We start from the raw sequence: 24,190 nt of genomic DNA, 5'->3' as shown, positions 1-24,190 counted from the left end.
CTGCTTCATCCGGCACCTGCCCGATCCGGCTGCGTCCTGGCCTCGCGTTGACGTCACCGAAGTTCGGCAACCACCGTGCTCGCGGCGCGCTCGATTTCCGCCAGCTCGGCGTTCAGCTTGAGGACCTCGCGCTCTCCCCAGTTCGGCGAGTTGATCCGGTGATGCGTAATCGCGGTCACCATCAGAAATCGGGCCTCGGGCGAGGTCAACGCACCGTCGAGCCAATCTGCACGTTCCATGTCGGCCTGCCTCCTGGCAACTCGCCCACATCCAGGATGCTGGGCTTCGGATGTCCTCTCAGAATGCCCGCGCACGGAGCCGCAATCGCCCCCACCAGCGCCCCACCCCCAGTCCAGCAAGCCGGAAACCGCCATACCTGCTGGCCGGTATCAATAGACCGCCAAACCCGGAAACGCCGTTCCGACCGAGACGCCGACGCCGTTGCGCCGACGCCGCATCCTGGTGATCGTTCCAGCCGGCGCTCGGCTTTCCACCGGCGTCTCAGGCTGGGTCTTGGTGATCCGAACGGGACCAGCACACCGAGGCTCTCCGACTGCTGCGCGCTTGGCCTCCACGGGCGCAGACCTTCGCGGCACGGCGAGTGTCAGCGGCCCTCACCTCATCGCGTCCATCGGGCGCAGACCTTCGCGGCTCGGCGTGTGTCGGCCGCCGTCATGACCTCCGGGAAGCGTCGGAGTGGCCTGGGTTGTCGACGATCTCGCGGATCGCGCGGACTGACAGGTGCGACTTCGACAGGAACGCCGCGACCGGGGCGGCGGTGACCAGGTCCTCGAGGTCCTCTTCCGCGTAGGTGGAGATCAGGATCACCTTCGAGCGGTCCAGGGTCGTCTCGAGCTGGAACCGCCGGGCTAAGTCGAACCCGCTCTCCTGACCAAGTTCCACATCGACCAGTACGACGTCCGGCTTGAGCTCCTCCACCCGTCGCAGCGCCTCATCGGTCGTCGAGGCGACGCCGATTACCGGCAACCCGCCCCGTTCCAGCAGAGCCCGTGCGGCGTCGACGAAGTGAGGGCTGTCGTCGACGATGAAGCAGCGCAGGGCCATGACACCAGAATCCGCGCCCTGGTCACCCAGCGCATTCCGGCTAACAGGCACATTCCACCCACGCCGGCCCAGTCTGCTGCGCAACTTCGTCAACGGTGCCCCCGGGTGACCCTGCGAGCACCTGCTGCCCCGCTCGGTCAGACATCGCGGGCGACCGAGCGCGCCACCTCGCCGTCGCGGACCAGATGGATCGTCTCAGGCGTCGATCGTGGCCACGGGCCTGCCAGTGCCGGTCTCCACGACGTATGCCAGGAAGTCCCGGACGTCCCAGAGCAGGTCGGACTGGTCGGCGTACCCGGATGTGCCGTCGGCGTCGCGCAGATGCAGACCCTCGGCCAGCACCCGGTGCCAGCGCTCGTCGTAGTGGGTCAGTGCCCAGCGGCCGGCGCGCGACTTCGCGGTCATCTCGCCGGTGACCAGGAGATGGTGCAGGCGTACAGAGGCGAGGATGCAGTGCGTGAGCAGATATTCGCGCTCGCGCTGATCCGCCGGGAGGTCGGCGGGAGTCGCCCGGGCCAGGCCCTCGGCGTTGCGGCGCCAGTAGGTGTCGAGGTTGTCCACGGTGTAGTCACGCAGCACCTGCTTGTCAGTCCATACCTGAAGCGTGGACAGATCTGGACCGGTGACCGTGATCCCGGCCTGGGCCAACTCGTGCCAGACGATCATCCGCGACGGCGAGGCGACCATCTCGAGCTTCCCGGTGAACAGCATCTGCGGCACCGCCGGCAGCGTGCGCGGGTCGCACGCCAGGTCGGCGGCGAGCACGTGCGGCCCGTCGAACCGGATCGAGGAGTGTGCCGCCATCTGTGCGTGGACGCCCCGCAGCGCCTCCACCTCCGCCGGCTCCGGCCGGTGGGCGAGCGTGGCGAGAAAGTCGACGTCGGACTCCCGCGGCGCCCACTCGCCAAAGACCACCCCGCCATGGAGATACAGCCCGGTCAGCAGCCCCGGGGGCAGCTCCCGCTCGGCCAGCAACAGGAAGCGGTCGCACAGGTCCTGGACGAGGGCTGGGAGCGTCACGTGTTTCTCCTCTGTCAGGCTGCCGGAAAGGCTCACCGTAGCCAGAACACAGACCATGCCGGCGCGGTGCGCGATCTGGTCGCTGCGCTCCGGGTTGACGACCCGGATTCCCCTGCGGCGCAATGCCTTGCGGGTTGATGGGTGAGAGTAGGCCTTGCCCGCGACGACACTGTCCGGACGGCGCCGTGGCGGTCGTCCGGCGCCACGGCCAGGGACCGGTGATGTCCCGAAGCAGCGGCATCAGTTCGGGGTCGTCGGGCCTGGCCCGGGGATCGTTCGCTGGGCTACTCCAGGTGGTAGTCCGCGAAGCGGGTGCGGAGGTCTTTCTTGGAGAACTTGCCGACTGAGGTCTTGGGGACCTCGTCGATGAATTCGACCGCGTCGGGGAGCCACCACTTCGCCACCAGCGGCCGCAGGTAGTTCAGGATCTCTTCGCTTGTTGCGGTCGCGTCTTCCTGGAGTACGACGCAGGCCAGGGGGCGCTCGTCCCACTTCGGGTGCGGTACGCCGATCACCGCGGCCTCCTTGACCGCGGGGTGGGCCATCAGCAGATTCTCCAGCTCGACCGAGCTGATCCACTCGCCGCCGGACTTCACCAGGTCCTTCGTCCGGTCCACCAACCGCACCGAGCCGAACTGGTCGATCGCCGCCACGTCGCCCGTCTTCATCCAGCCGTCTTCCGTGCTCAGCTGGACGCCTTCGTCGGGCCGGTAGTACTCCGCCGCGATCCACGGACCGCGAACCTGCAGCTCACCCGTCGCCTCGTCGTCCCAGGGCAACGGAGTGATCGACCCAGGCTCGACGATCCGCACCTCGACACCGGGCAGCGGCTGCCCCTGCCGGGCCCGGAGCCGCGCCTTCTTGTCCTCCGGGAGGTCCTCGTACCGCGCCGGCACGTGAGCCGCGGTCGCCACCGGGCTGGTCTCCGTCATCCCCCAGGCCTGCAGGATCGGCCGGCCGAGCTTCTCCCGGAACGCCTCCGACAACGCCATCGGTACGGCGGACCCACCACACGGAACCCGTCGCAGCTTGGGCAACTCGACCCCGTCCAGCAAGGGCAACAATCCCTGCCAGATCGTCGGAACACCGGCGGCCAGCGTGACCTCCTGCTCCTGCAACAGCTTCAGAATCCCCTGCGGACTCATGTCCGGCCCGGGGAACACCAGCGACGCGCCGGCCATCGGAGCCGCATGCGCGAGACCCCAGGCGTTCGCGTGGAACATCGGCACGACCGGCATCACCGTGTCCGTCTCGGCCAACCCGATCCCCGCGTTGGTCAGCACGCCGATCGAGTGCAGCCAGGTGGACCGGTGCGAATACACCACGCCCTTCGGGTGCCCCGTCGTACCGCTCGTGTAGCACATCGCGGCCGCCTGGTTCTCGTCCTCGACGTGGAACTCGACCGGCTCTGCCGCGGCCAGCAGCTCCTCGTAGTCGTGGAACCGCGGATCGTCCGGCACCTCCACGCCGGGTGCGCCGGCCGGCAGATCGTCCATCACGACCACATGTCGGAGCAGCGGCAACCGATCGAGCAACGGCAGGAACAGCCCGAGCAACGACCGGTCGACGAAGGCGATCTCGTCCTCCGCGTGGTTCGCGATGTAGACGACCTGATCGGGGAAGAGCCTGATGTTGAGGGTGTGCAGGACCCGGCCGGTGCAGGGAACACCGAAGTACAGCTCGAGGTGGCGCCCCGAGTTCCACGCGAAGGTCGCCACCCGGCCGTCCGCGCTGATCCCGAGCGTGTCCAGCACGCCGCCTAATCGTCTGGTCCGCGCGGCCCACTCGGCGTACGTCAGCTTCGTCGGCGCCGGACCGCCGGTGTAGATGGTCTTGTCCGGGTAGAACTGCTCGGCCCGGAGGAAGATGGTGTCGAGGGACAGCTGGTAGTTCTGCATCAGACCCTTCATGAGCACACTCTGCCAGCCGCGCTGTCAGCTTGACCACGACCCGGCGCGGCACTCTGTCGGCACTTTCACAGCACTCCAGGGCGGCGCCTCTTCGATAGTTGACACGACATACATGTCGTGTAATGTATCTTCCATGAACCCCATCAGCCGCGTCACCGCACTGAGCACCGGCTCCGTGCGGATCAGGCCGGAGCACGTCGGCCCCACCAAGAAGAACCTCTACGTCTGGCTCGCGACGTCGCGAAGCTGGACCGCTCCGCGCCCGATCAACACCTACGTCGTCGAGCATCGCGACGGCCTGGTGCTGTTCGACACCGGACAGGACCGTGCGTCCGTCACCGACGCCGACTACTTCCCAGGCGGCGTCAACGGGGTGATCTACGACCGGCTCGCGAAGTTCGAGATCGGGCCGGAGCAGACGCTGACCCGTCTCCTCGCGGCTAACGGTTACGACATCCGCGATGTCCACACCGCCGTCCTGTCCCACCTGCACCAGGACCACATCGGCGGACTCCCCGAGCTGGCCGGCGCTCGCATCGTGATCAGCGAAGCCGAGTGGCGGTCGATGGACCGCCCGCTGGCCGCCGCCCGCGGTTACCTGCGCCGGCATATCGAACTCCCCGGCCTCCGGTGGGAGCTGATCCGGCCCGAGCCGCTGGGCGATCCCGGGTTGACGCCGTTCACCGCCGGACACGACCTGTTCGGCGACGGCAGTCTGGTGCTCCTGCCCACGCCCGGACACACCCCCGGCTCGCTGTCCATGCTCGTACGGCGCCCGGGCGAACCGCCACTGTTGCTGGTCGGCGACCTCACGTACGACGCCGACCTGCTGGCGGCCGGTCACATCCCCGGGGTCGGGACCAGGCCGGACCTGCGCCGAGCCGTCGCCCAGGTCAACGAACTTCGGGCGCAGCAGCCGGGCCTCGTCGTTCTGGCGGCCCATGACCCGGCGGCGGCCGGCCGGCTGGCCGAGGTCCAGGTGGGCAGGACGTGAAGACCGCCGAGGAGTTGCGGTACCTGATCCTGGCGATTCAGCGAGAGGGCAACAGACTGCTGGCCGCCGAGCTACGGCCGCTCGGACTGACGCCCTCGCAGGCCGAGGTGCTGCGCGTGCTCGGGGACCACGGTCCGCTCACCCTCAGCGCGCTGGGAGGACTCCTGGTCTGCGAGACCGGGAACAGCCCGAGCCGCCTGGTGGATCGGCTGGTCGCACAAGGGCTGATCCAGCGCGACACCGATCCGAACGACCGGCGGTACCTCGCGCTGAGCTTGACGGTGGAGGGTCGTCAGCTCAGCAGCCGGGTCGCCACTGCTGAGGACGTGCTGCACCAGGCGATCGACGATCTCGTGGCAGGGCAAGCAGTCGACCAGACCATCAACACGTTGCGGGTGCTCGCCGAGGCCTTCCCCGCGGGCGAGGCACTCGCCCGCCGTCGAACCGGAGGAAACGATGGAACAAGCGACGCTGACCATCCCGGCGGCAGCTGACACCGTCCGCGCCGTGCTGCTGGACCCGCTGGCGCTCCCGCTGTGGAACGAAGCCTTCGTTGCGATCGACGGACCGCGCGTACCCGTAGTCGGTCAGCGGTACATCCTGCGGGTACGGCCCGGGATGAACGGCTCACTGGAATACACAGCCATCGAACCGGACCGCGTCGAGATGAGTTGGCGGGTCACCGGATTCCATGAGGCCGGCACCTGGACCATCGCGACGAACGGCGCCATCACCCACTCGTTCGAGCACACCGGTCCACTGGCAGCCGTACTCCGCCGCTCGTACCGCGGCATCGCGGCCGTCCGCCTCGACCGCCTCGCCAACCGCGTCCGCCGACTCACCAACCCCTGAACCGGCGTCAGGCACCGGGCTGCTCAGACCGCGAGGGGCACCGCGCGTTTGTGGGCGGTACGGCGGTGGGTGGCGATGATCGTGGCTGCGGCCTTGTCGTTCACCTCGTGTCCCTCGAGGAAGTCGTCGATCTCGTCGTACGTCACGCCGAGGACGATCTCGTCCGGGACACCTGGGTTGTTCGTCTCCAGGTCGGCGGTCGGGACCTTGCCGGTGAGCTCGTCGGATGCACCGAGCCGCGCCGCGACCGCGCGGACCCGCCGCTTGGTCAGGCCCGACAACGGCGTGAGGTCGCAGGCACCGTCGCCGTACTTGGTGAAGAACCCCATCACCGCTTCGGCCGCGTGGTCCGTGCCGACGACGAGACCGCCGCGCGCCCCGGCGACGACGTACTGCGCGATCATCCGCTGCCGCGCCTTGATGTTGCCGACGTGGAAGTCCTCGCGATCGGCGCCGAGCCCCGCGTGCCGGACCGACTCGACCATCGCGTCCGTGGCCGGCTTCACGTCGACCACGAGCGTCTCGTCGGGCTGGATGAACTCCAGCGACCGCTGCGCATCCGCCTCGTCGGCCTGGACGCCGTACGGGAGCCGCATCGCGACGAACGTCGCCTGACCGCCCTCGGCGCGGACCCGCTCGACCGCGAGCTGGCAGAGGCGGCCCGCCGTACCGGAGTCGACGCCGCCACTGATACCGAGCACGTACGCCGACGCGCCGGTCCGCCGGAGCCGGTCGGCCAGGAACTCGACCCGCCGCTCGATCTCGGCGTCCGCGTCGAAGGATGCGGACACGCCCAGCTCGGCGATGATCAGTTCCTGCAGGTAGCGGCGTTCGTCGCTCATCGGGCTCCCTCACGATCTAGGTTCGGCTGCACCAGCCTAGACAGGGCCCGGACATGAGGATTCCCCGCGCACCCGGAAGAGCTCACTTACCCTTGCTGCCTTCCGGCCCTGGGGGAGTTGGGCGAGATACCGCCACGCGGGGAACCAGCCAGAAGTGTACGTGATCGCATCGCCAGGCCCGAAATCCGCACCCCATGACCCGGGCGACGTGCTTACTCTAGTTAGGTGACGAATCATCAATTCGGTCCGTTCGGGATCACCACGGGCCTTGACAGCCGTCCCGAGTCGCTCGCCGCCGCGCAGGCGGCCGAGGAGCTCGGGTACCCCGCGATCTGGTTGTCGGGCGGTCCGCTGCCCGGTCTCCAGACCATCGTCGACCTGGTCGGCGCGACCAGTTCGATCAAGTTCGTCAGCGGCATCCTCGCCGTCGATCAATACAAAGCCTCGGACGTCAGCACGACGTACGCGGCGTTGGAGTCGTCCGCGCCGGGCCGGTTCACCGTCGGCCTCGGTGGTGCGCGCGGGCCGAAACCGATCGCCACGCTCAACGCCTACCTCGACGAACTGGACGACGTACCGACCGAGCGTCGGCTGCTCGCCGCGCTCGGGCCGCGGATGCTGGAGCTGGCCCGGGACCGGTCGGCCGGTGCGTACCCGTTCCTGACCACGGCGGCGTACTCCGCCGAGGCGCGGAAGGTGCTCGGGCCCGACAAGCTGCTCGCGGTGAGCCACCTGGTCGTGGTGGAGAGCGACGCGGACCGGGCTCGGGCGATCGCGCGGGACACGATCGGCTTCTTCCCGCGGCTCCCGTCGTACGCCGCCTCACTCGAGCGGCAGGGGTTCAGCGCGAAGGACCAGGCTGAGCTGCCCGATCACATGGTCGACGCACTGGCCGCGTGGGGTACGCCGGCCGATATCAAGGCGAAGCTGACTGAGCACCTCGACGCCGGAGCCGACCACGTCGGGGTCAACGTGATCACCGGTGTGACCGGTCCACAGCCGATCGAGCAGTGGCGGACGCTAGCCGGCACGCTGCTTGCGTAGCAGCACCGGGATCCAGTGCTCGCCGTACCTGGTCTGGAGCTCCGGACGCTTCCAGTCCTCGCCGGTGACGACGCCGCGGCAGAGCGGTGAGCCGCAGGTGCAGATCATCTCGAAGTCCACGCCGGTCGAGGTCCCGTAGTCGCTCGTCACCTCGTCGCCCGCCGCGATGTCCCGGCGGGCCTCGAGAGTGACGGCGTCGATCCACCACAGGTTCGGATCGCAGCTGTGGTTGCCGTAAGCAATCTTCGGTCGCGGATCGTTGCTCAGGACCAGGTGTTCGTCGTCGTCGATGGTGATCGTGTCGACGGGCGGGTTCTTCAGGAGTTCTTGAAGCTCTGCCGTGGTGACCCGTTGTCCGGACAGCTGTCCCACAACCGTGCCCTGGGCAATCGGTTTGGTTGCGAACAGCCCCTGTCCGGCGACTGGTGACTCCTTCACGAAGGGTCATCCCTCGAGCTCCTCGATGCGGCCGGCCATGATCGCGCGCACGTTCGCCGTGATCCGCTCGACCGGCCAGTCCCACCAGGCGATCTTCAGCAGCCGCGCCACATCCTCGGCCGGGAACCGGGTGCGGATCAGCTTGGCCGGATTCCCGCCGACGATCCCGTACGGCGGTACGTCGTCGACCACGACCGCACCGGATGCGATGATCGCGCCGTCCCCGATCGTCACCCCGGGCATCACCAGGCTGCGGTACCCGAACCACACGTCGTTCCCGACCACGGTGTCGCCGCGACCCGGGAGCCCGGTGATCAGGTCGAAGTGCTCCGCCCACGCGCCACCCATGATCGGGAACGGGAACGTCGACGGGCCGTCCATCCGGTGGTTGGCGCCGTTCATGATGAACGTGGTGCCCTCACCGAGAGCGCAGTACTTGCCGATGCGGAGCCGCTCGGGACCGTAGTGGTACAGCACGTTGCTGGTCTCGAACGCGGTCGGGTCGTTGGGATCGTCGTAGTACGAGTAGTCCCCCACCTCGATCAGCGGCGACGTCACCACCGCCTTCAGCAACACCACCCGCTCGGCGGCAGGCATCGGGTGCACAACGTTCGGATCCGGCGCTCCGTCCACCCCACCGACCCTAGATGAGCAGCCCCACCACCAGCAGCACAATTAAGGCGGCCGCGATCACGAGCGCGGTGCGGTTTGTCCCGAAGCGCCTCAACGCGATGCCCAAGGGCCCGATCGGCTTCATCGTTCCTCCAGTCTCTTCCTTGCTTGTCGGGTGAACACCAGGAATCCGGTCGCTGCCAGCGCGACCGGCAGACCGAGGAGGCCGTGGCCGGCAAGGACGAGCCCTGTTGCGAGCAGGACTGCGAAACCGGTAGCGACCCAGCCCGCGATGACGCGATCCCGGGCGAACAGGTGGCCGCGGCGTCGGAGCGCTCGGGCCGCTCGGATCATGGTCAGGAGCCCGGTGGTGACAACGACCGCGAAACCGATCCGTGTCCTGGCCGGCAGGCCGTCCTCGGTCAGCCAGAGCACCGTGACGAGCGCCACCACGGCCGCCGCCCCTGACAGTTGCACCACGGACCGGACCCGTCTGCGCAGCGAGAGCGCGTCCTGGAGTCCCGCGATCGTCTCTTCGGCCGAGATCACGATTCCGCTCCTTCCCGCAGCATCCGTCGCGCCCGATGCAGCCGCGATTTCACCGTTCCCACGGGTACGGCGAGCACCTCGGCGCACTCCTCCAGACTCAGGTCCTCCAGGTGGAACAGCACGAGTACCTCTCGCTCGACCACCGGCACCTTGTCCACCAGGCGCCGTACGTCCACCCGGTCGACCACCTGATCCGCCGGGTCCGGTTCGTCGTACGACAGTGGCTGCGGATGCTCGGCGTACTGGCCTCTGAGTTGGTTGACCACACTGCGGCGAGCAATAGTGAACAGCCACGCGGCGAATCGCTCCGGCTCCGTCAGCCGAGGCAGTCCACGGACCACTGCCAGCCACACCTCCTGCGACACGTCGTCCGCTACGTCGTCCCGACCGAGCATCCGCCGTACATACCCCCAGACCGGCTCGTGCCACCCCCGCACCAGCTCGGCGACCGCCTCCCGCTCCCCCAATTGGGCCCGCACCACCACCGCCACCCACTCCCGCTCCACGCTCACCTCCTACCAGCACAGTCGCCCGGCACCCCCATAAGGTTCACGCCCCGATTTCAGGTTCGCGAGCCGTCTCGCGTATCCTCTCCGCTTGGAGGATTCGCCTAGAGGCCTAGGGCGCACGCTTGGAAAGCGTGTTGGGGGCAACCCCTCACGAGTTCGAATCTCGTATCCTCCGCCACCTCCCAAGAGGCACAGGGAACCACGTTTCCGCAGGTCAGAGCGTGATTCCGAGCCTGGGGGCGAGAACGACAGAGGGGCCGGACGCTGAGCGTCCGGCCCCTCTTCTCGTCCCAGGGTCTCAACGAGGGTCTCAACGACCCCTCTCAGGCGGGTACTGGCAGCCCTTCAGGGCCGTCGTCGCGGCGACCCTTCTTCCGCTCCTTGCCCTTCGACTTCTTCCTGGCCTTGCCCTTCGGCTCAGCCCAGATCAGGCCGCCGACACGTTCGGCGATGTCCATCCGAACCGGTGCCGTGATGTGCTGATACCGCTTCACCATCGATGACGACGACCAGCCCATCACGTCCATGACAGCCCGCTCGGGAACACCGAGTAGGAGCAGAACGGTCGCGGCAGTGTGCCGGGCGTCGTGCAGTCGGCCTTCACGAATTCCGGCGGCGGCCAGGATGTCTTTCCACTCCCGGAAGTCCATGTTCGGGCTGAGCGCTTCTCCGGTCCGCTTCGCGAATACCCACCCTTCGTCCTTCCAGAGCTGGCGGGCTGTGACGCGTTCGTCGGCCTGTTCCTTCCAGTGCTCCCGAAGGATCTCGGTCAGCTCTGACGGCAGGCCGATCGTGCGGCGTCCGGCGCGGGACTTGGTAGGTGAGGTCTGCGGTCGGGCAAGCTGACGCGCTTTGCAGTGGCCAGGGCTGCGCCCGCACGAACCGTCATCGCATCCGTGCTTGTACTTCGGACGGTTCAGGCTGCGCCGGACCTTGAGGACGCCTTCGTCTAGGTCGAGGTCCGACCACTTCAGTCCCAGCGCCTCACCCTGGCGCAACCCGAGGGCAAGCGCGATTGCCCACCGCACATGGTTTCGACGCCTGCCCGCCTCCGCCAAGATCGCCTTGATCTCCTCGACGGTGTACGGGTCCACCTCGTCCTCTTCTTCCAGATCGAGGCGCGGCGGATTCGCCTTCTCCGCCGGGTTGTCGGCCGTCAGCGCGCCGCGCTTTTCAGCTTCGCCCAGCGCCGTCCGGATGGTCCGGTGCGCCTGGTGAGCCGTGCCCGGCTTGGCCCCGTTGTCCTGCATCTTCGTGTAAAAGCGCTCCAGGTGCTCCGGCTGCAACTTGTTGAGCTTGTGGGCACCGAGCCCTGGAATGAGGTGTACCCGAACAGCGACTTCGTACGCGTCGTACGCACCGTCACGCAAGTTTGGGCGGACGATCGTCAGCCAGTGCGTGAGCCATTCCGCAACGGTCCACTTCTTCGTTCCGGTGCGGCGCACCTTGCCGCTGTCACGCTGCTTCTCCAATTCCTTGACGCGCTCGACAACGTCTTCCTTGCGCCTACGCTTCACGTGCGGCCGGTCGGGTGTGCCGTCGTCCTTGACGCCCATCGTGACGCGACCGTGCCAGTATCCATCTGCTCCGAGGTAGATCGACGACCGGCCGTCAGGATTTTTGTGCCGCTTCTCTTTGTCCTCGCTCACTGGGAACTCCTTCCTAGGCGGCCTGGCGGCTGTCGCGGGCGGCAGCCCGGAGACGGTCGATGTACTCGGTGATGCACTCCGCCGGAATGCGCCGGAGACGCCCGAGCGGGATCGATTCGAGCTGGCCGGACTTCAGCAGGGCGAAGACCGTCGTTCGGCCGATGCCGAGCCGTTGTGCGGCCTGCTCCACCGTCAGCAACAGGGGCCCAGTGGTGGAGGTCGAGCCTTCGGTGATGCTCATGGGGAGGGATCTCCTTCGGTCCAACGGGTTGGTGTGGGGACATCTGGGACAGGTCCGCTAGACGGGTGTCCCAGGCGTTTTCGCAGGTCAAATGAGGTGCTGGGACTCTGGGACACCTGGGACAGTCCCGGTGTCGGGTGGGAAGTAGCGGCCTCCATCGCGGCGGCGTAGTTGGCCGTCGTCGGCCATGCGTGCGCAGGTGCGGCGGATGCTGTCGCGGTCTTCTCCGAGCGCGTCGGAGATGGCCTTGGGGGTTGCTCCGGGCGACTGCCGCAGGTAGGCCAAGATCCCGGCGCGAGTGCGGTGCAAGGTGTGGTCGACGGCGGCCCCGGCGAGCAACTCCCATGTGCCGGTGTTGGGGTCGAAGCGCATTGCGCGTTCGGCTTCGTCGACGTCGCGGCCGGTGATGTGGAGTACGCCGTCAGCCTCACCACGTGGCCGCTTGAGCGCCATGATCGTGTCGGCCGCGCCGACGATGCCGTTAGTGCCGGACAGTTCGGCGGTGAAGTCATCGGCGGCCATCTTGCGCAGGTGGTGCACGAGGACGACCGCGATGCCGTAGTCATCCGCGATGCGCTTTGCGCGGCCCATGGCGGCGTAGTCGGCGTCGTACGGGTTGACGCCGGACGGGCTTGTTCCGCGCATCTTGGCGAACACGTCGATGACGACCATGCGTGCGTTCGGCCGGTTGTCGAGCCATCCGCAGATGGCATCTGCGCCACCGGCGGGCAGGGTCGGGAACTCGGTCAGCAACGTGAGTCCGGCCGGTGCCGGGTTGCCACCAAGGATCTTGCCCATGCGGCTTTGCAGCCGTCGCGGTGTGTCCTCCAGCGCGAGGTACAGCACCTCGCCCGGGTCAACGGCCACCTCGCCAAGGACCGGCGCACCGGCAGCGATGCCGAGCGCGAGGTTGAGCGACAGCCACGACTTACCGGCCTTGGGTGCGCCGGCCAGAAGCGACAACCCTTCCGGGATGAGGCCGGGCACTGCCCAGCGCGGCGGCGCAAACTCCTGTGCCATCAACCGATCGGCCGTCCAGGCGTTCGCGAACGGATCGACCTTCGCCGGGCGAGCCGGTTCGGGCTCGGACCGTTCCTCGAGCGGCGGCAGCCAGTCGGGATAGATCACCTCAGCCATCCGGTACGTCTCGTCCGGATCAGGCTCGTACGCGGGTTCCATCACGCCGCCACCTGACGCGGGCGCTTCGCTCCGGCCCGCAGCCCGGATGAGATCGTCTTGTCGGCTTCCCATGCCGTGTATGCACCGGACGCGATCTGCGCCGACGCAGCGTCAGCGAGGACAGCGCGTACGTCCGGCTCGGTGAGGGAGCCACCGGCAACCAACTGCCCAAGAGCAACGGCGGCGGTGTAGAGCACGTGATTGCGCTGCCCCTCGCAGGCAGCCCGAACACGATGGGTTTCGGCCCGGATCGCAGCATCCAGGTAGCCCGACCGGCGGCCCGTTTCCAGCTGGACGGGCGCGGACTGCTGAACCGGCGCGGGGGTGGGCTTGAGTGCCTCTGTGAGCCACTGAGGCAGGCGAGCCGGGCCGATGCCGTAGACCGCGCGGTAGCGGCGTCCTGAGACCACAGAACCGGCTCCGACGACGTACCCACCGTGTGCGCGGGTATCGATCAGCCAGCCGAGCCGAGCTTGGGTGTTGCGTAGCTCGATCCCAGCCGGTGCAGCGAAGTAGAGGTGTTCGCCGCCACGTCCCGTCAGCACGGTGTGGGTGTCCCACGGATAGCACTCCCCCGCCACGTCCGCGCGATCGGCGAGCACGTCAGCTCCGCAGGTGACGCCCGGCTTGCGCCACGCCTCCGGTGCCGTCTGGCCGGGCTTGGGCTGGTCCAGGTCGATCACGACCAAGCCGGACGGGCCGCATGCGATGCCGACGCCGTACGGGCCAGCCGACCAGCAACGCTCGATCCGGGCCGTGTCGGTAGTGGCGCGGTGCTCCCAGTCCTCTACTGCCGGGCGCTTGCCGTCCGGGACGAGCGGGAACACATGCCAGCCATGCGAAGCGGCAGTGAGGGCGGCAGTCAGCAGGTCATTCATCGGTGGTTCCTCCTCCGAGATGGGTCAAGCGGCGTGGGCGCAGTCGGCGGCGTCGATGCAGTCGATGCAGCGGCCGTCCGAGGTGGGGATGCAGTAGGTCTGTTCGCGGTGGCACTGCCCGCAGGTACGGCGGGCGCGCATCGCCTTGTCCAGGGCGTTGAGGACTGCCGGGGTTGCGCGACGGGAAGGCTTGGCGAGGTCGAGCCGGTAATGCCACGCCCAGCGCTTGCCCTTGCGCCAAGCCAGCAGGGCGTAGGGCTCCTGTCCGCCGGGGCACATGTGGACGGCGCGGAGCTGGCGGCGAGTGGCCAGACCGGCGGGTGCCCAGCCGAACTTGAACACCGGCGTGCCGTAGTGCTCCCAGCCGAGCGCGTATTTGCCGTTCCACAGCTCGACGTAGACCGAGCGGGCCGGATGGAGGCTGACTTCGAGCGCGGCGGCCATTACCGGCCGCCCTTGCTGGTCGAGTTCTCCCCGGCTCCCCGGACGGCGCGGACGTGGTTGACGATGTGGCGGCCGAGCCGGACACGCAGGCCGCTGCCCTGGCACTTGCTGCAATAGCGGTACGCGCGGCCGAACGGGGACTTGAACTTGCCCGCACCCTTGCAGCGGCGGCACTTGCCGAACGGCCAGATCAGGCAGCTCAGCAGGTACAGGCCGAGAGCGATGGTCACGATCAGTAGAACCGTGGCGACCTCGCCGGCGGTATGGATGGCGGCGGTGAGGGTAGCGGCAGAGTCGCTACCCTGGGTAGCGACGGTAAAGGTAGAGGTAGCGGCGCGGGACAGCACAGGAAGCCTCCAGAGGCCGGATTTTGGGCGCGAGGAGCCAGAGCCGCGACCCGCTACCTGCGGAAAGACGGCCTGGTCAGGTGTGAGATTCGTGGTAGCGGGGTGGGGTAGCGGTGCCGCTACCGGTAGCCGTTGGCGCGCTACCTTCGGCGGCCGACCACCCCACCCGCTTTGATCACGGTGAGTTACGCGTTGCGACGGTCCATCGCGGCGCGGATGTCAGCGGCGCGGCAGCCCTTGCGGTTCACGCCATCGCGCTTCACGTCGCGCGAGGGGACCTTGAGTGCGCGGGCCTGAGCCGAGATCGCGTCGGGCGTGGTGCCGTCGTACTGCTCAGGCATCTGCTCGGCGAGCCGTCCGGCGATCGCCTCCCAGTGCGCGGCCGTGTCCGCACCCAACACGGTGAGGATGTCGGCGAGCACATCGCGGCTCTCGCGGGCCAGCTCCTCCCCGGCTGCTTCGCCGGTCAGCGTGCCGAGCCGTTCGCGGTGCTTCCGGGCGGCGTCCAGGATCTTGTCCGCGTCCTTGCCGTCGGCAAGGAAACCGCGCACGGTCGGGGTGTGATCGCTCGCCCCATACAGGTAGCCCACACCCCGGAACTTCTCCCCGACCGGCAGCGAGGACGCGTCGTAGCCTTCGGCGTAGGCGTCGCCACCGAGCACGGCCATCGACACGTCGCGGTTGCCGCACTTGAGCGCGAACCGGATGGTGTGGTTGTCGCGGTAGCGGTTGAACAGCCGCTGCACGTCACCCGCACCGACACCGGACGGCTTCTGCGAGCTGGACACCAAGATCACGCCAGCACTCGGACCGATGGCGAGGATCTTCGACAACTTGTCCGCGACCTGCTTGTTCACCTCCTGGCTGGCGGTCTCGAAGTACACCTGAAACTCCTCCATCACCAGCACCATCACCCGCAGCTCCGGGTAGCGCCGATCCCGTGCCAGAGCAGGGGTGAGCTTGCCCTCCTCGCACTCGTCCACCGGCAAGGACGTGAGCTTGGCGTTGACCTTGTCGATGTGCTCCAAGACCTCGTCCAGGACAGCCAACAGGTGCCCGATCGGGTCATCGTCCAGCGGGTTCGGCAGCTCACCGAACACCATCCGGTGCGCGACCTTCCGGAAGCCGAGCCAGTCCGGCGACTTCTTGCCATCGACAACGATCAGCTTCACGTACGGGTCGAGCGCGGCGTGCAGCGCGACCAAGCGCGCGGTGAACGTCTTGCCCTTGCGCGGCTGCGCACCAACCAGGACCGAGAACCACATCAGCGACAGCTCGACCAGGCGGTCTCGCTCATCCTTGCCGAGTCGCATCGGCTCCCAGATCGAGCGCTGCTTGCCGTCGAGCATGTCGGTGCGACCGGCCGGGATCGCGAGCGGGTCCTTGTCGGCGACGAACAGCACATGACGGCGGCTGGACGAGTCGTCCTCGGTCAGGAACACCTGCCGCACGTGCACGTCCAGGCCCGACGCGATCTTCTCCCGCGACTTCAGCACGTCCGACCACGACTTGCCCCAGGGCAGGTCGATCACGACCTGAGTACCGGTATCGGAGGCGTCGCGGGACATGATCGACCCGAACGTCACTTGCTGGTCCGCCTTGTCCGGATTACCCAAACCCGCAGCGTAGTAGGCACGTAGAACCACGTCCGAGGTGAGTTTGCGGTACCTGGGCGCGACGACTGCGGTACCGATCAGGGTCTGACCGGCCGGGCGTCCGTAGTGCGCCAGAGCACCGGCCGCGACTGCACCAGCCGCGACCAGAGCCGCACCCGGAGCCGACGTGTACGCGATCGGCGCACCGATCAGCAGACCCACGTTTTGCACGGCCAGCACACCGCCGCGCCACATCCGCGTGGCCTTGAGCTGACGGTGGATCTTCTCCCACTCCCTCAGCTCGCCAGCGTCAGCCGCCTTCTGCTCAAGGGCAAACGAGTTCGGCACCCACCACCAGTTCACCTGGTTCCGCACCAGCCGAGTGAAACCGCGACCAGCGAACCAGGTGAACTTGACGCCGTACCAAGGCGTGCGGACCGCGTGGAACGCAGCCACGTGACCACTGCGGACCAGCGCGCGCCGGACCGTGCCGCGCAGGTTCCCCGGCCGCAGATGTACGGGGATGATGGGATTCCGCGCACCCTCCTGCACAGGCAGCATGAGTCCCGGGGTGTCCACCGGGACCAGCACGTTCCCGGTCGCCGGGTCGTCGTCGGCGTCGCCGTCCAGGGCGATTTCGTAGGCGGTGTCCATCCTCTCGACCTCGCCCGGCGACAGCGGCACCACTGCGCCGGCGGTTTCGTCGGCCGGGCGCGAGTCGTCGTCGCGGCGGGTGCGGTGGGCGTCCAGGTCGATCGGCTCGGGCAGGTTCTCGGTCATATCAGCGACTCCCGTTCTCGCGGGTTTGGATCAGGTGGGCCAGCGCGGCGCCCATGCCGAGTACGGCGACGGGCAGGCAAGCAACAGCGGTGGTGATGGGCCACGGAGCGGCCGTGACGCCTTGGGCGTCCAGGAGGTGGTAGGCGACCTGTCCCAGCGCGCCAAGGGCCAGCGACGCGAGGGCGGACACCTTGGCGAAGCGGCGAGCGCGGGCGGGGACGCGGCCGGACAGCCACACCCGCAGCGCGAACGCGGCATAGGTCTCGACACCGATCGGCAGCGTGATCGCAGAGTTGATGGTGAAGTCGTCCGCGATGCCCGGCAGCGGGTGCACGACACCGAATCCGGTCAGCTCACCGAGTCCGACCCAGCCGGACCAGACAGCGACGAACGCGGGCAGCGCCAGCAGCAGCACCGGCCACGACCGCACCAGCCGCGCGTCCTCGTCAGTCTCGGCAGCGGTCTCCGCAGCGCTGTCGTCGGCCGGAGAGATGCTCTGCCGGTTCCGTAGCCGCGGGGACCACTTCCGCCAACCCGGGCGCTCCACCGAAGCCGGGTCTCCAGGAGGCGTGACCTGCGCAGGTGTCTCCACAACTTCCCCAGCGGCCGCCTCGGGTGTCTCGGTCACGGGCCCGGCCTCGTCGGTGTCGGGGACCGAGTGCAGGTGCGTCTCCGGGCGGGTCTCGGTCCGCTCCTCGATCAGGGCGGCGTGGACGGCCTTGGCCTTGTCCTTGCCCACCCGCAGGTGCTTCATCAACCGGTTCTGCGACGGAACCTCACCCAACTCGACCGCCAGACGGCGCGCGGCCGGGATCAGGTCTTCCACCGGGACCGGGTACGACGTACGAAGCGGCGTGCTCATGCGACGACCTCCGCACTTGCGGCGGGGATGGCCAACTCACGGGCGATCACCAACACCCGGCGCTCGGCCCGGCGGATCCGGCGACGGTCCAGGACCGACACGTTCGGACCAGCGTTGATGAACGCGATCTCGGCATCCAGCAAGTCCCGCTCGGCCGCGATCAGCGGCCACTCCTGCTCAATCGCCGCCAGATCGGCGGCGGATGGCTCATCGTCACGGAGGACCGAAAGGTGGATGATGCTCATTGGGTTGTGCTCCTTCTCAACGGACTAGTGCGACCCAGACGCCTCGGCGGTTGCACCCGCCGGGGCGTCGCTACGTTCGGAACCGACCTGTCTTACCTGTGCCAACAAATCTGTACCAACAGGTGGCACTGGGTAACCGTCACATGACCACACCCCGCAAGTCAAGGCTCTTGGGTAGAGTTGTTGGTACAGATCTGTTGGTACTGATCAGAGGAGCAGTCAGGTGACGACCGATGGACCAGCTCGAACCGCAGCCGGGGTGCATCTGCATGAGGCGATGGCGGGTGACCTGAGGCGAGCTATCGAGACTGGCGAGCTCCCGCCCGGCGCAGCTCTGCCGAGCGAGGCCGAACTCATGCAGCGCTACAACGTCTCCAGGAACACCGTGCGCGGCGCTTTACGGACGCTGGAGAACGCCGGGCTTGTCACGAGCGTCAAGGGGCGCGGGCGGCACGTCAGCCGCCGTGAACCCGTGTGGATCTACGCATCACGCTCGGAGAGCAGAGCACGGAGGCGGCCGACTGGCGTGGACTCCTGGGTAGATGACGTGGAGGCGCAGGGTCGTCGGGCCAGGACCGATATCGGGGTCGCGGTCGTACAACCGCCGTCCGACGTCGCCGAGCGATTGCGCCTTGAACCTGGAGGTTTGGCCGCCGTTCGGCAGCGCATTCGTCTCGTCGACGACCAGCCTTGGAACATCAACGACTCGTACTACCCGATGGAGCTCGCCCAGGAGGTCCCGGCGATCCTCGATCCGGCCGACGTCGTAACAGGCTTAACTGTGCACCTCGCCGACCGTGGTCACGTTCAGGTCTCCTACCTAGACGAAATTACAAGCCGAATGCCTACGCCAGACGAGGCGAAAAGGCTCGAAATCGGCCCTGGAGTTCCCGTGACAATCCAAACCCGGACTGGCAGCGCGAAAGACGGTACTCCGATTCGATGCACCGTCAGTGTGCTGCCCGGTGATCGACACCGGTTGCTTTACGAGGTACAGGCATGACGAGCATTAGGCGCGCCGAATCTTCCGACCTGGATGCTTTTCTAGACGTGCTATCTGCCGCAACCGCGCGCTTACACGCGCGCGGCATCCAGCAATGGCCGCCCCGGTTTGCGCCGAGCAAAGTCCTTCCCGACATCGAAGCCGGTCACGCATACATGGTTTGGGATGGACGAGACGCCATTGCCACAACGATTCTCAGCCCGAATGGCGATAAGGATTTCTGGACGCCTGACGAATTGACCGACTCCGCCTACTACGTCAGCAAGATTTCTACCGTCAGCGGATACGACGGACTCGGGTCAGCAGTACTCGACTGGTGTAGCCGGAAGACTGCACAGCTGGGCGGGGAGCTGTTGCGTCTCGACGCTTGGCGTACGAATTTCGACTTGCAGAAGTACTATCTCTGCCAGGGATTCCGGCATGTACGCACCGTCGAATTGGCACACCGGAACTCGGGCGCGCTATTCGAGCGCCCTGCGCATGACGTCACCACGGCCGGCATGCTCAAGTACGGGCTCAACAGTTAGTCGGCGTCCCTCTCCTGGAGGAGCACGGTCATCGGCTCACCAATGGCGTCATAGCCCACGCTGACGATAACTGCACCAGAGGCGTTTACGGCTTCCGCGAGCAGCTCGATCCACAGGACTCCATCCCTGCCAGGATTGCTCGTCAGATACTCGGCAATGAATTCCTTGCTTCGCACGAAGCGGTAAGGCACCTCGCCTCACCCGCCAATCGTGTTTACAGCGACACTCACTACGGCGGCCAGCGCGAGGGCAACTAGGTACGGAATCACGCGAGCACCTCTAGGCTTCTCGCCTTCGGCGACGATCTCGACCGGCGGAAATATCAGACGGAAGGAGCTTTCAACCACCTGCATTGCGATCACAAATACACCCGCAGCGGCAGCCGCTATCCAATATTTATTCTTCCAGTCAGCGAGGTCGACCAGAAGGGAGAAGGTGACTACCACCATCAGATAGACGATGAGGTTGAAGATCACCGTTCCCAACATAGAGCGAAAGAATCCCCACCACGGTGCACCGTGGTCGATCTCCTCGCTGATCTCCGCCATCGCTTGCTTAGCCCACCCGGGGTCAACCGACTCTACTTCGAATTTCACCCCAGGCGCTGGCGTACTGCGATTCATTTTTATGCTGAGACTTTCGCCGTAGTGGCGCGGGGGGAACCTGCCTTCGAAGGTCAGCGCGCGATACGTTCGCTTATCAAATTCCATTAGAACCGCTGCCGGGTCGCCGATGACCTCATCAGAATGGTTGTCCACCAACGAAAACCGAACTCCGACATCATTCAGCCGCTCAAGCTCCGCATCCCGCTGTTGCATGGCCGACTTGTAGTCCATGAGTTCAAAGTAGACCGTTGCGGTGACATCTTCCGCAGCCTTCTCTTCATCGACTGGCGCAGTCGGCTTGGGGTGCTCCGCCTCATATTTTGCGACTAGGCTTTCTCTCCGCTGATCCATCAACTGAGACATTACCTTCGCTATTCTCTCCAGATCAGCAGTCGTTCCCGTCCACGCTTGCCATTCCCGGTGCCTTCGGGTGATGCGCTTCGGGTTGTCAGCCATGTGCCCTCCCCAGGGTCGCGTCGAATTGCGACTCAGTCTGGCAGTTCAACCCGACCGCTGGCTCACGGACTCTCCGGGACTCACAGCATCCAATCGGCGCGCGTGTGTCCCAGGTGTCCCACCGTCCCAGCATCTGTTCTGACCTGCGCCGATGTCTGGGACAGGGGAGGGCGACCGGGTGTCCCAGGTGTCTCAACACGTCGACCGGAGCGACTCTCGACGGAGGCGTCGATCCCCCGGTGTTTCAGCAAGAACAGGCGCTGAAACACGGAAGGTCCTCTGCGTTCGATGACTCCCACCCGGTCAGATCGTGGCCCGCGTCAGGTCACAGTCGCGCCGCCTGGCGGACGACGACATCCCTGACATTGCGCCCTAGCCCGAGAATCCGGCGATCCCGAGCCAGCTTCTCGAACACAGCAATCGGAGCATTTGCCTGACGCAGAGCACACATTACGTAGAGCCAATACAGGCTCTCCCCCAGGACGTGCAGATCCGGCGCGTCGCGCCGCAGGTTGCGCCCGAGGTGGTGCGCAATGTCGTCGCGGTGGTAGCGCACTACGTTGACCCAAGCAGTTGAGTCGCTGCCTGTCACGACTTCAAACGGCGTACCAGCGAAGGAAACCGCGCGCGAAATCCGTGTTGCGAAGGTGCTGTTTCCATAACCGGTACGAAGCTTGTCAAACGCTTCTAGTGCTGCCGTACAGTTCAGCAGACGATCAGAGACCAGCATTCCGCCTGAATACCGGGTCGACATAACTCGCCCCAGGGTCGATCGATAGACAGCAGCGCTGTCGAGCCACAGTCGCACTCCATCTATCCCCCCGATATCAGAGAATGTAAAATATACGTCGCGAACCGACAGGTCGGAAGTTGAAGCGTCCCGAGCACTCCAGGCAGCGTAGTACTGGAGGGGACGCGGGCCGCGATCAACGTCTCCGATCGGTGGGTACCGCACGTCCGAGCGACACAATGCGACACTTCGGAACTCAGCGATCCTGCCGGTCGCGATTGACACCAAGTCCTGAAAGTCGCTGGAAATCTCCAAGATGTCATCGATTGACAGCCTCGATGACGGCGTCACCTCAACCCGGAAATCCTGTAGGACTTCTCGCGCCGCAACCCGATTGCCCTCGATGCCGATGGAATGACGCAAGATGACCTCGGTGCCGTCCTCCAGGACTACCCGCTCTGGGTCTCGGCGCTTAACGCTGAGTTCGTAGCCAAAAGGCGCAGGATTCTTCTCATCACGAAAAAGGTGCTGCTCCTTAATCGCGTCGCACATGATCCAATGCGGCAGGTAGTGCATCCTCACAGAACATTGATTCATGTCGAGCGGATCCGAGATCGCAGCACCATGCAATATCGAACTGACCGACACCGTCTCTTCCCCGCCGCCCCTGAAGAGTTGAGAACGGAAATGAGTCGATAAGCAATCGTCAAGAGTGTATTGACCCCAGTCGTCCTCACCGAGAATTCGGGGATATACGCCTGATCCCTGAAGCGAGTCCTGGGAGAACTTGGTGAGCTGAGTCCCATCAGGCTCCGTCACCGTTTCGCCAGCCTCAGACAGTCGCCGAAACGAGCCGATGAGTCGAAGCACGCCACCCTTGTCGGGATCGAATCTCAGCACGCCAGACACCTTGTTGTCCGGCCGGTCCGCCAGCCACCAGTGCCCATGAACCTCAAGATCCGACGTGTTGTCCACGCGAGGATCCTCTCACTCGCAGGGGGACACAGGTGCCAGTAGCTCAGGCCCCCCTGCTCCAGCCGCCCGCCATTGGAGACGGTCCCAGGGGTCTCAAAGTGGGTCTCATCCGCGACGGTTCAGCACCGTTCGCCAACGAACGAGGTCCGGGAGGTCCACGCTCCCGAACGACTCCCGAACCCCGCTGAACGTCGGATAGCGGTCTTGGAAAGCGTGTTGGGGGCAACCCCTCACGAGTTCGAATCTCGTATCCTCCGCCACTCCCCTGGAGTCCAGAAACCGCAGGTCACAGCGTGGTTCAGGGTCTGGAGGGACGAACAGAGAGAAAGGCCGGTCGCGTCAGCGACCGGCCTTCTTTCGTTCGGGCCTGAGGGCTGCGTCAGGGGATCGGAGGGGGAGGTCCTGCCAGGGGGCCGTACGGGGTGCGGAAGAAGTTGGGGACCGCCGTTCCGACGAGTCGCTCCACGCGGGTGGCCGACCTGGCCCGCGCGGCGAGGCGGCGTCGTACGGCGCATCGAGTTCGCGGAACGTCGCCACCGCATGGCCGAGCACCGCCTGGGCGCTGCGCGCATCGTCCGCGGCCAGGAGGACTGCGCCCGTCATGTGTCCGCTGATGGCGATCAGCAACGGGGCCTGCAGGCGCTCGGCGACCCCGGCCAGTTCTGTCGCCGCAGTCCGAGCGACCTCGATCGCGCCCGCGGCCAACATCACCTCGACGAAGGCCGGCAGGATCCTGCACCGCGACGCCTGGTCGCGGGCTCCGTCGAGTGCGGTGCGGATCGCGCGTTCGGCAGCGCCGGTGTCGCCGGACGCCAGCAGGAGCAGGGCAAGTCCCGGCTGCGCGGTATGACCAAATCCGCTGGCCTTGCGGTATGCCTGCTCCGCCTCGCTGTACTCCCCGCGCAGCCGGTGCAGCTCAGCGAGCTGGTAATAGGCGGCATCGACCGAGCGGACGGCCGGCAGTGAACCCAGCCATTGGCAGGCCTGGTTCGCCTCGTCCACGGCATCCGCCCAGTTGCCTTGCAACCGCATGATCTCGACGCGGTGGGCCAGGCACACGCCACGGTAGGGCACCGCCTCCTGCTGGGCCGCACACCAGCGCGACAGCTCGGCGGTCCACTCGCGGGCCCGGCGCAGGTCGAAGATCTCGTCGCACGCCGCGATCACAGCGCAGTACGCGAGCGCGGACACGGTCGGTGAGACCTCGCCCGCCGTCACCGCGATCATCGCCTCGTCGAGGAGCCGGATACCTTCGCCTGGTTCACCGAGCCGGATCAGGCTCTCGCCGAGGGTGACCATGGCGCAGGTCTGCAGGTCGGGGTCGCTGAACCGCGTGGCGAAGGTCAACGCCTCTTCCGAGACAGCCTTGGCGTGAGCGGCGTCGCCGGCGAGATAGCTCTGGAGCCCTTCCAGCGCGAGTAGGTAGCCCTCCTCGACGCTGCTCTGGTGGGTCGACTGAAGCAGACGCCGTCCTCGGGCCAGCCAGCCCGCGCTCTGCGCCCACTGGCCACGCACCACCAGGTTGACGCCCAGCCAGAACGCGCACCGTACGGCCCGCGGCACATCGCCACCGCTCAGCCACGCATGATGAGCCCGCGTCCACAGGTCGTCGCTCTCCGGATCCTCGCCGATCATGTGCGCGGCGAGCGCGCACCACTCCAGGTCATCGGGAGCGAGCGGATGCTGCCGATCACCCTCGGACAGGATCGCGAACGCGTCCCCCCAGGCGTGCCGTGCCAATGCCTCGCCGGCGGACCGCGGTGCTGCGGCTGGGCGCATGGCCTCAGTTTGCCAGCTTCGGAACAGAGAAGCAGGGCGTCGTTTCAGCTGGGGATGGTG

Annotated in this window: 28 protein-coding genes, 1 tRNA gene and 1 other RNA gene; 7 read left to right on the top strand and 23 right to left on the bottom strand. The window is 66.7% G+C overall.

Translation table 11 applies throughout. The features are described from left to right. Positions 1-53 precede the first annotated feature (53 nt). The 4 genes from ACGFIF_RS32665 to ACGFIF_RS32650 all read right to left on the bottom strand — a co-directional run bounded on the left by ACGFIF_RS32665 (position 54) and on the right by ACGFIF_RS32650 (position 3,995). Entirely contained in the window at positions 54-239 is a 186-nt protein-coding gene (locus ACGFIF_RS32665; RefSeq protein ID WP_393159938.1) for a hypothetical protein, read from the bottom strand. A 433-nt stretch (positions 240-672) separates the two neighbouring features. Continuing rightward, on the bottom strand, positions 673-1,065 hold the full coding sequence (locus tag ACGFIF_RS32660) for a response regulator (protein WP_393159937.1): 393 nt from the start codon (positions 1,063-1,065) through the stop codon (positions 673-675). 195 nt (positions 1,066-1,260) lie between these two features. After that, positions 1,261-2,085, bottom strand: a complete 825-nt coding sequence (locus ACGFIF_RS32655; protein WP_393159936.1) for a hypothetical protein — start codon at positions 2,083-2,085, stop codon at positions 1,261-1,263. 284 nt (positions 2,086-2,369) lie between these two features. Then, a complete protein-coding gene (locus tag ACGFIF_RS32650; RefSeq protein WP_393159935.1) occupies positions 2,370-3,995 on the bottom strand; it encodes a long-chain fatty acid--CoA ligase in 1,626 nt (541 codons plus the stop codon). A 133-nt stretch (positions 3,996-4,128) separates the two neighbouring features. On the opposite strand from ACGFIF_RS32650, the gene ACGFIF_RS32645 reads away from it, so the two are divergent. The 3 genes from ACGFIF_RS32645 to ACGFIF_RS32635 are packed head-to-tail and all read left to right on the top strand — an operon-like array spanning position 4,129 to position 5,841. Further along, a complete protein-coding gene (locus ACGFIF_RS32645) occupies positions 4,129-4,989 on the top strand; it encodes an N-acyl homoserine lactonase family protein (protein WP_393159934.1) in 861 nt (286 codons plus the stop codon). After that, the gene (locus ACGFIF_RS32640) at positions 4,986-5,483 is read left to right on the top strand and encodes a MarR family winged helix-turn-helix transcriptional regulator (protein ID WP_393159933.1); all 498 of its coding nucleotides are present in this window, start codon (positions 4,986-4,988) and stop codon (positions 5,481-5,483) included. Before ACGFIF_RS32645 ends, ACGFIF_RS32640 begins: the two co-directional genes overlap by 4 nt. Beyond that, positions 5,446-5,841 (top strand): SRPBCC family protein, encoded by a 396-nt coding sequence (locus tag ACGFIF_RS32635; RefSeq protein ID WP_393159932.1) that lies wholly within the window; start codon positions 5,446-5,448, stop codon positions 5,839-5,841. Before ACGFIF_RS32640 ends, ACGFIF_RS32635 begins: the two co-directional genes overlap by 38 nt. A gap of 23 nt (positions 5,842-5,864) precedes the next feature. Here the strand turns inward: ACGFIF_RS32635 and nadE are convergent, their stop codons facing one another. Beyond that, positions 5,865-6,683, bottom strand: coding sequence for an ammonia-dependent NAD(+) synthetase (nadE, locus tag ACGFIF_RS32630; RefSeq protein ID WP_393159931.1), 819 nt, complete (start codon positions 6,681-6,683; stop codon positions 5,865-5,867). A gap of 52 nt (positions 6,684-6,735) precedes the next feature. Next, positions 6,736-6,832: signal recognition particle sRNA small type (ffs, locus tag ACGFIF_RS32625), an RNA gene on the bottom strand. Positions 6,833-6,908: 76 nt separating this feature from the next. Between ffs and ACGFIF_RS32620 the strand changes: the two genes are divergently transcribed. Next, on the top strand, positions 6,909-7,727 hold the full coding sequence (locus ACGFIF_RS32620; protein ID WP_393159930.1) for a TIGR03620 family F420-dependent LLM class oxidoreductase: 819 nt from the start codon (positions 6,909-6,911) through the stop codon (positions 7,725-7,727). On the opposite strand, the gene ACGFIF_RS32615 is transcribed toward ACGFIF_RS32620, so the two are convergent. The 4 genes from ACGFIF_RS32615 to ACGFIF_RS32600 all read right to left on the bottom strand — a co-directional run bounded on the left by ACGFIF_RS32615 (position 7,704) and on the right by ACGFIF_RS32600 (position 9,832). Next, complete coding sequence (locus tag ACGFIF_RS32615; protein ID WP_393159929.1) at positions 7,704-8,165, bottom strand: SET domain-containing protein; 462 nt, start codon at positions 8,163-8,165, stop codon at positions 7,704-7,706. The two genes, ACGFIF_RS32620 and ACGFIF_RS32615, sit on opposite strands and share 24 nt — an antisense overlap. A 6-nt stretch (positions 8,166-8,171) precedes the next feature. Beyond that, a complete protein-coding gene (locus ACGFIF_RS32610) occupies positions 8,172-8,762 on the bottom strand; it encodes a CatB-related O-acetyltransferase (RefSeq protein ID WP_393160223.1) in 591 nt (196 codons plus the stop codon). A 156-nt stretch (positions 8,763-8,918) separates the two neighbouring features. Next, complete coding sequence (locus ACGFIF_RS32605; protein ID WP_393159928.1) at positions 8,919-9,326, bottom strand: hypothetical protein; 408 nt, start codon at positions 9,324-9,326, stop codon at positions 8,919-8,921. Then, the gene (locus ACGFIF_RS32600) at positions 9,323-9,832 is read right to left on the bottom strand and encodes an RNA polymerase sigma factor (protein ID WP_393159927.1); all 510 of its coding nucleotides are present in this window, start codon (positions 9,830-9,832) and stop codon (positions 9,323-9,325) included. Before ACGFIF_RS32600 ends, ACGFIF_RS32605 begins: the two co-directional genes overlap by 4 nt. 93 nt (positions 9,833-9,925) lie before the next feature. Between ACGFIF_RS32600 and ACGFIF_RS32595 the strand changes: the two genes are divergently transcribed. Beyond that, a tRNA-Ser gene (locus ACGFIF_RS32595) sits at positions 9,926-10,013 on the top strand. A gap of 145 nt (positions 10,014-10,158) precedes the next feature. Here the strand turns inward: ACGFIF_RS32595 and ACGFIF_RS32590 are convergent. The 9 genes from ACGFIF_RS32590 to ACGFIF_RS32550 form a co-directional block, all read right to left on the bottom strand. Beyond that, entirely contained in the window at positions 10,159-11,484 is a 1,326-nt protein-coding gene (locus ACGFIF_RS32590; protein ID WP_393159926.1) for a tyrosine-type recombinase/integrase, read from the bottom strand. A 13-nt stretch (positions 11,485-11,497) separates the two neighbouring features. Further along, positions 11,498-11,725 carry a helix-turn-helix domain-containing protein gene (locus ACGFIF_RS32585; protein ID WP_393159925.1) on the bottom strand — a complete coding sequence of 76 codons (228 nt, stop codon included), beginning with the start codon at positions 11,723-11,725 and terminating at the stop codon, positions 11,498-11,500. Between the two features lie 87 nt (positions 11,726-11,812). Beyond that, positions 11,813-12,904: an AAA family ATPase gene (locus ACGFIF_RS32580; protein WP_393160222.1), complete on the bottom strand. Its 1,092-nt coding sequence runs from the start codon at positions 12,902-12,904 to the stop codon at positions 11,813-11,815. Continuing rightward, complete coding sequence (locus tag ACGFIF_RS32575) at positions 12,904-13,782, bottom strand: bifunctional DNA primase/polymerase (RefSeq protein WP_393159924.1); 879 nt, start codon at positions 13,780-13,782, stop codon at positions 12,904-12,906. The genes ACGFIF_RS32580 and ACGFIF_RS32575 overlap by 1 nt, the downstream gene beginning before the upstream one ends. A 24-nt stretch (positions 13,783-13,806) precedes the next feature. Continuing rightward, on the bottom strand, positions 13,807-14,226 hold the full coding sequence (locus ACGFIF_RS32570) for an RRQRL motif-containing zinc-binding protein (RefSeq protein ID WP_393159923.1): 420 nt from the start codon (positions 14,224-14,226) through the stop codon (positions 13,807-13,809). Further along, positions 14,226-14,456 carry a hypothetical protein gene (locus ACGFIF_RS32565; protein ID WP_393159922.1) on the bottom strand — a complete coding sequence of 77 codons (231 nt, stop codon included), beginning with the start codon at positions 14,454-14,456 and terminating at the stop codon, positions 14,226-14,228. The genes ACGFIF_RS32570 and ACGFIF_RS32565 overlap by 1 nt, the downstream gene beginning before the upstream one ends. Positions 14,457-14,758: 302 nt before the next feature. Continuing rightward, entirely contained in the window at positions 14,759-16,948 is a 2,190-nt protein-coding gene (locus ACGFIF_RS32560; protein WP_393159921.1) for a cell division protein FtsK, read from the bottom strand. A 1-nt stretch (position 16,949) separates the two neighbouring features. Then, a complete protein-coding gene (locus ACGFIF_RS32555) occupies positions 16,950-17,810 on the bottom strand; it encodes an ABC transporter permease (protein WP_393159920.1) in 861 nt (286 codons plus the stop codon). Continuing rightward, positions 17,807-18,055, bottom strand: a complete 249-nt coding sequence (locus ACGFIF_RS32550; protein ID WP_393159919.1) for a DUF6284 family protein — start codon at positions 18,053-18,055, stop codon at positions 17,807-17,809. Before ACGFIF_RS32550 ends, ACGFIF_RS32555 begins: the two co-directional genes overlap by 4 nt. Positions 18,056-18,278: 223 nt before the next feature. Between ACGFIF_RS32550 and ACGFIF_RS32545 the strand changes: the two genes are divergently transcribed. Then, positions 18,279-19,058 carry a GntR family transcriptional regulator gene (locus tag ACGFIF_RS32545; protein ID WP_393159918.1) on the top strand — a complete coding sequence of 260 codons (780 nt, stop codon included), beginning with the start codon at positions 18,279-18,281 and terminating at the stop codon, positions 19,056-19,058. Then, complete coding sequence (locus tag ACGFIF_RS32540) at positions 19,055-19,585, top strand: hypothetical protein (protein WP_393159917.1); 531 nt, start codon at positions 19,055-19,057, stop codon at positions 19,583-19,585. The genes ACGFIF_RS32545 and ACGFIF_RS32540 overlap by 4 nt, the downstream gene beginning before the upstream one ends. On the opposite strand, the gene ACGFIF_RS32535 is transcribed toward ACGFIF_RS32540, so the two are convergent. The 4 genes from ACGFIF_RS32535 to ACGFIF_RS32520 all read right to left on the bottom strand — a co-directional run bounded on the left by ACGFIF_RS32535 (position 19,582) and on the right by ACGFIF_RS32520 (position 24,130). Then, on the bottom strand, positions 19,582-19,776 hold the full coding sequence (locus ACGFIF_RS32535; RefSeq protein WP_393159916.1) for a hypothetical protein: 195 nt from the start codon (positions 19,774-19,776) through the stop codon (positions 19,582-19,584). The two genes, ACGFIF_RS32540 and ACGFIF_RS32535, sit on opposite strands and share 4 nt — an antisense overlap. 6 nt (positions 19,777-19,782) lie before the next feature. Further along, on the bottom strand, positions 19,783-20,646 hold the full coding sequence (locus ACGFIF_RS32530) for a hypothetical protein (RefSeq protein ID WP_393159915.1): 864 nt from the start codon (positions 20,644-20,646) through the stop codon (positions 19,783-19,785). Positions 20,647-20,971: 325 nt separating this feature from the next. Then, positions 20,972-22,351, bottom strand: coding sequence for a hypothetical protein (locus tag ACGFIF_RS32525; protein WP_393159914.1), 1,380 nt, complete (start codon positions 22,349-22,351; stop codon positions 20,972-20,974). A gap of 339 nt (positions 22,352-22,690) precedes the next feature. After that, positions 22,691-24,130: a hypothetical protein gene (locus ACGFIF_RS32520; protein ID WP_393159913.1), complete on the bottom strand. Its 1,440-nt coding sequence runs from the start codon at positions 24,128-24,130 to the stop codon at positions 22,691-22,693. Positions 24,131-24,190: the final 60 nt, after the last annotated feature.

The organism is Kribbella sp. NPDC049174 (assembly GCF_043197365.1).
Classification (GTDB): domain Bacteria; phylum Actinomycetota; class Actinomycetes; order Propionibacteriales; family Kribbellaceae; genus Kribbella.
Note: the sequence above shows the minus strand (reverse complement) of the source record. Positions and strands in the feature narration are given on the sequence as shown.

Excerpts from the sequence above, each read along its gene's own strand:
- ACGFIF_RS32580 (WP_393160222.1), bottom strand. The coding sequence starts at position 12,904 with ATGGAACCCGCGTACGAGCCTGATCCGGACGAGACGTACCGGATGGCT.
- ACGFIF_RS32530 (WP_393159915.1), bottom strand. The coding sequence starts at position 20,646 with ATGGCTGACAACCCGAAGCGCATCACCCGAAGGCACCGGGAATGGCAA.
- ACGFIF_RS32665 (WP_393159938.1), bottom strand. The coding sequence starts at position 239 with ATGGAACGTGCAGATTGGCTCGACGGTGCGTTGACCTCGCCCGAGGCC.
- ACGFIF_RS32520 (WP_393159913.1), bottom strand. The coding sequence starts at position 24,130 with ATGCGCCCAGCCGCAGCACCGCGGTCCGCCGGCGAGGCATTGGCACGG.
- ACGFIF_RS32635 (WP_393159932.1), top strand. The coding sequence starts at position 5,446 with ATGGAACAAGCGACGCTGACCATCCCGGCGGCAGCTGACACCGTCCGC.
- ACGFIF_RS32555 (WP_393159920.1), bottom strand. The coding sequence starts at position 17,810 with ATGAGCACGCCGCTTCGTACGTCGTACCCGGTCCCGGTGGAAGACCTG.
- ACGFIF_RS32570 (WP_393159923.1), bottom strand. The coding sequence starts at position 14,226 with ATGGCCGCCGCGCTCGAAGTCAGCCTCCATCCGGCCCGCTCGGTCTAC.
- ACGFIF_RS32610 (WP_393160223.1), bottom strand. The coding sequence starts at position 8,762 with ATGCCTGCCGCCGAGCGGGTGGTGTTGCTGAAGGCGGTGGTGACGTCG.
- ACGFIF_RS32645 (WP_393159934.1), top strand. The coding sequence starts at position 4,129 with ATGAACCCCATCAGCCGCGTCACCGCACTGAGCACCGGCTCCGTGCGG.
- ACGFIF_RS32660 (WP_393159937.1), bottom strand. The coding sequence starts at position 1,065 with ATGGCCCTGCGCTGCTTCATCGTCGACGACAGCCCTCACTTCGTCGAC.
- ACGFIF_RS32560 (WP_393159921.1), bottom strand. The coding sequence starts at position 16,948 with ATGACCGAGAACCTGCCCGAGCCGATCGACCTGGACGCCCACCGCACC.
- ACGFIF_RS32575 (WP_393159924.1), bottom strand. The coding sequence starts at position 13,782 with ATGAATGACCTGCTGACTGCCGCCCTCACTGCCGCTTCGCATGGCTGG.
- ACGFIF_RS32650 (WP_393159935.1), bottom strand. The coding sequence starts at position 3,995 with ATGAAGGGTCTGATGCAGAACTACCAGCTGTCCCTCGACACCATCTTC.
- ACGFIF_RS32585 (WP_393159925.1), bottom strand. The coding sequence starts at position 11,725 with ATGAGCATCACCGAAGGCTCGACCTCCACCACTGGGCCCCTGTTGCTG.
- nadE (WP_393159931.1), bottom strand. The coding sequence starts at position 6,683 with ATGAGCGACGAACGCCGCTACCTGCAGGAACTGATCATCGCCGAGCTG.
- ACGFIF_RS32540 (WP_393159917.1), top strand. The coding sequence starts at position 19,055 with ATGACGAGCATTAGGCGCGCCGAATCTTCCGACCTGGATGCTTTTCTA.
- ACGFIF_RS32550 (WP_393159919.1), bottom strand. The coding sequence starts at position 18,055 with ATGAGCATCATCCACCTTTCGGTCCTCCGTGACGATGAGCCATCCGCC.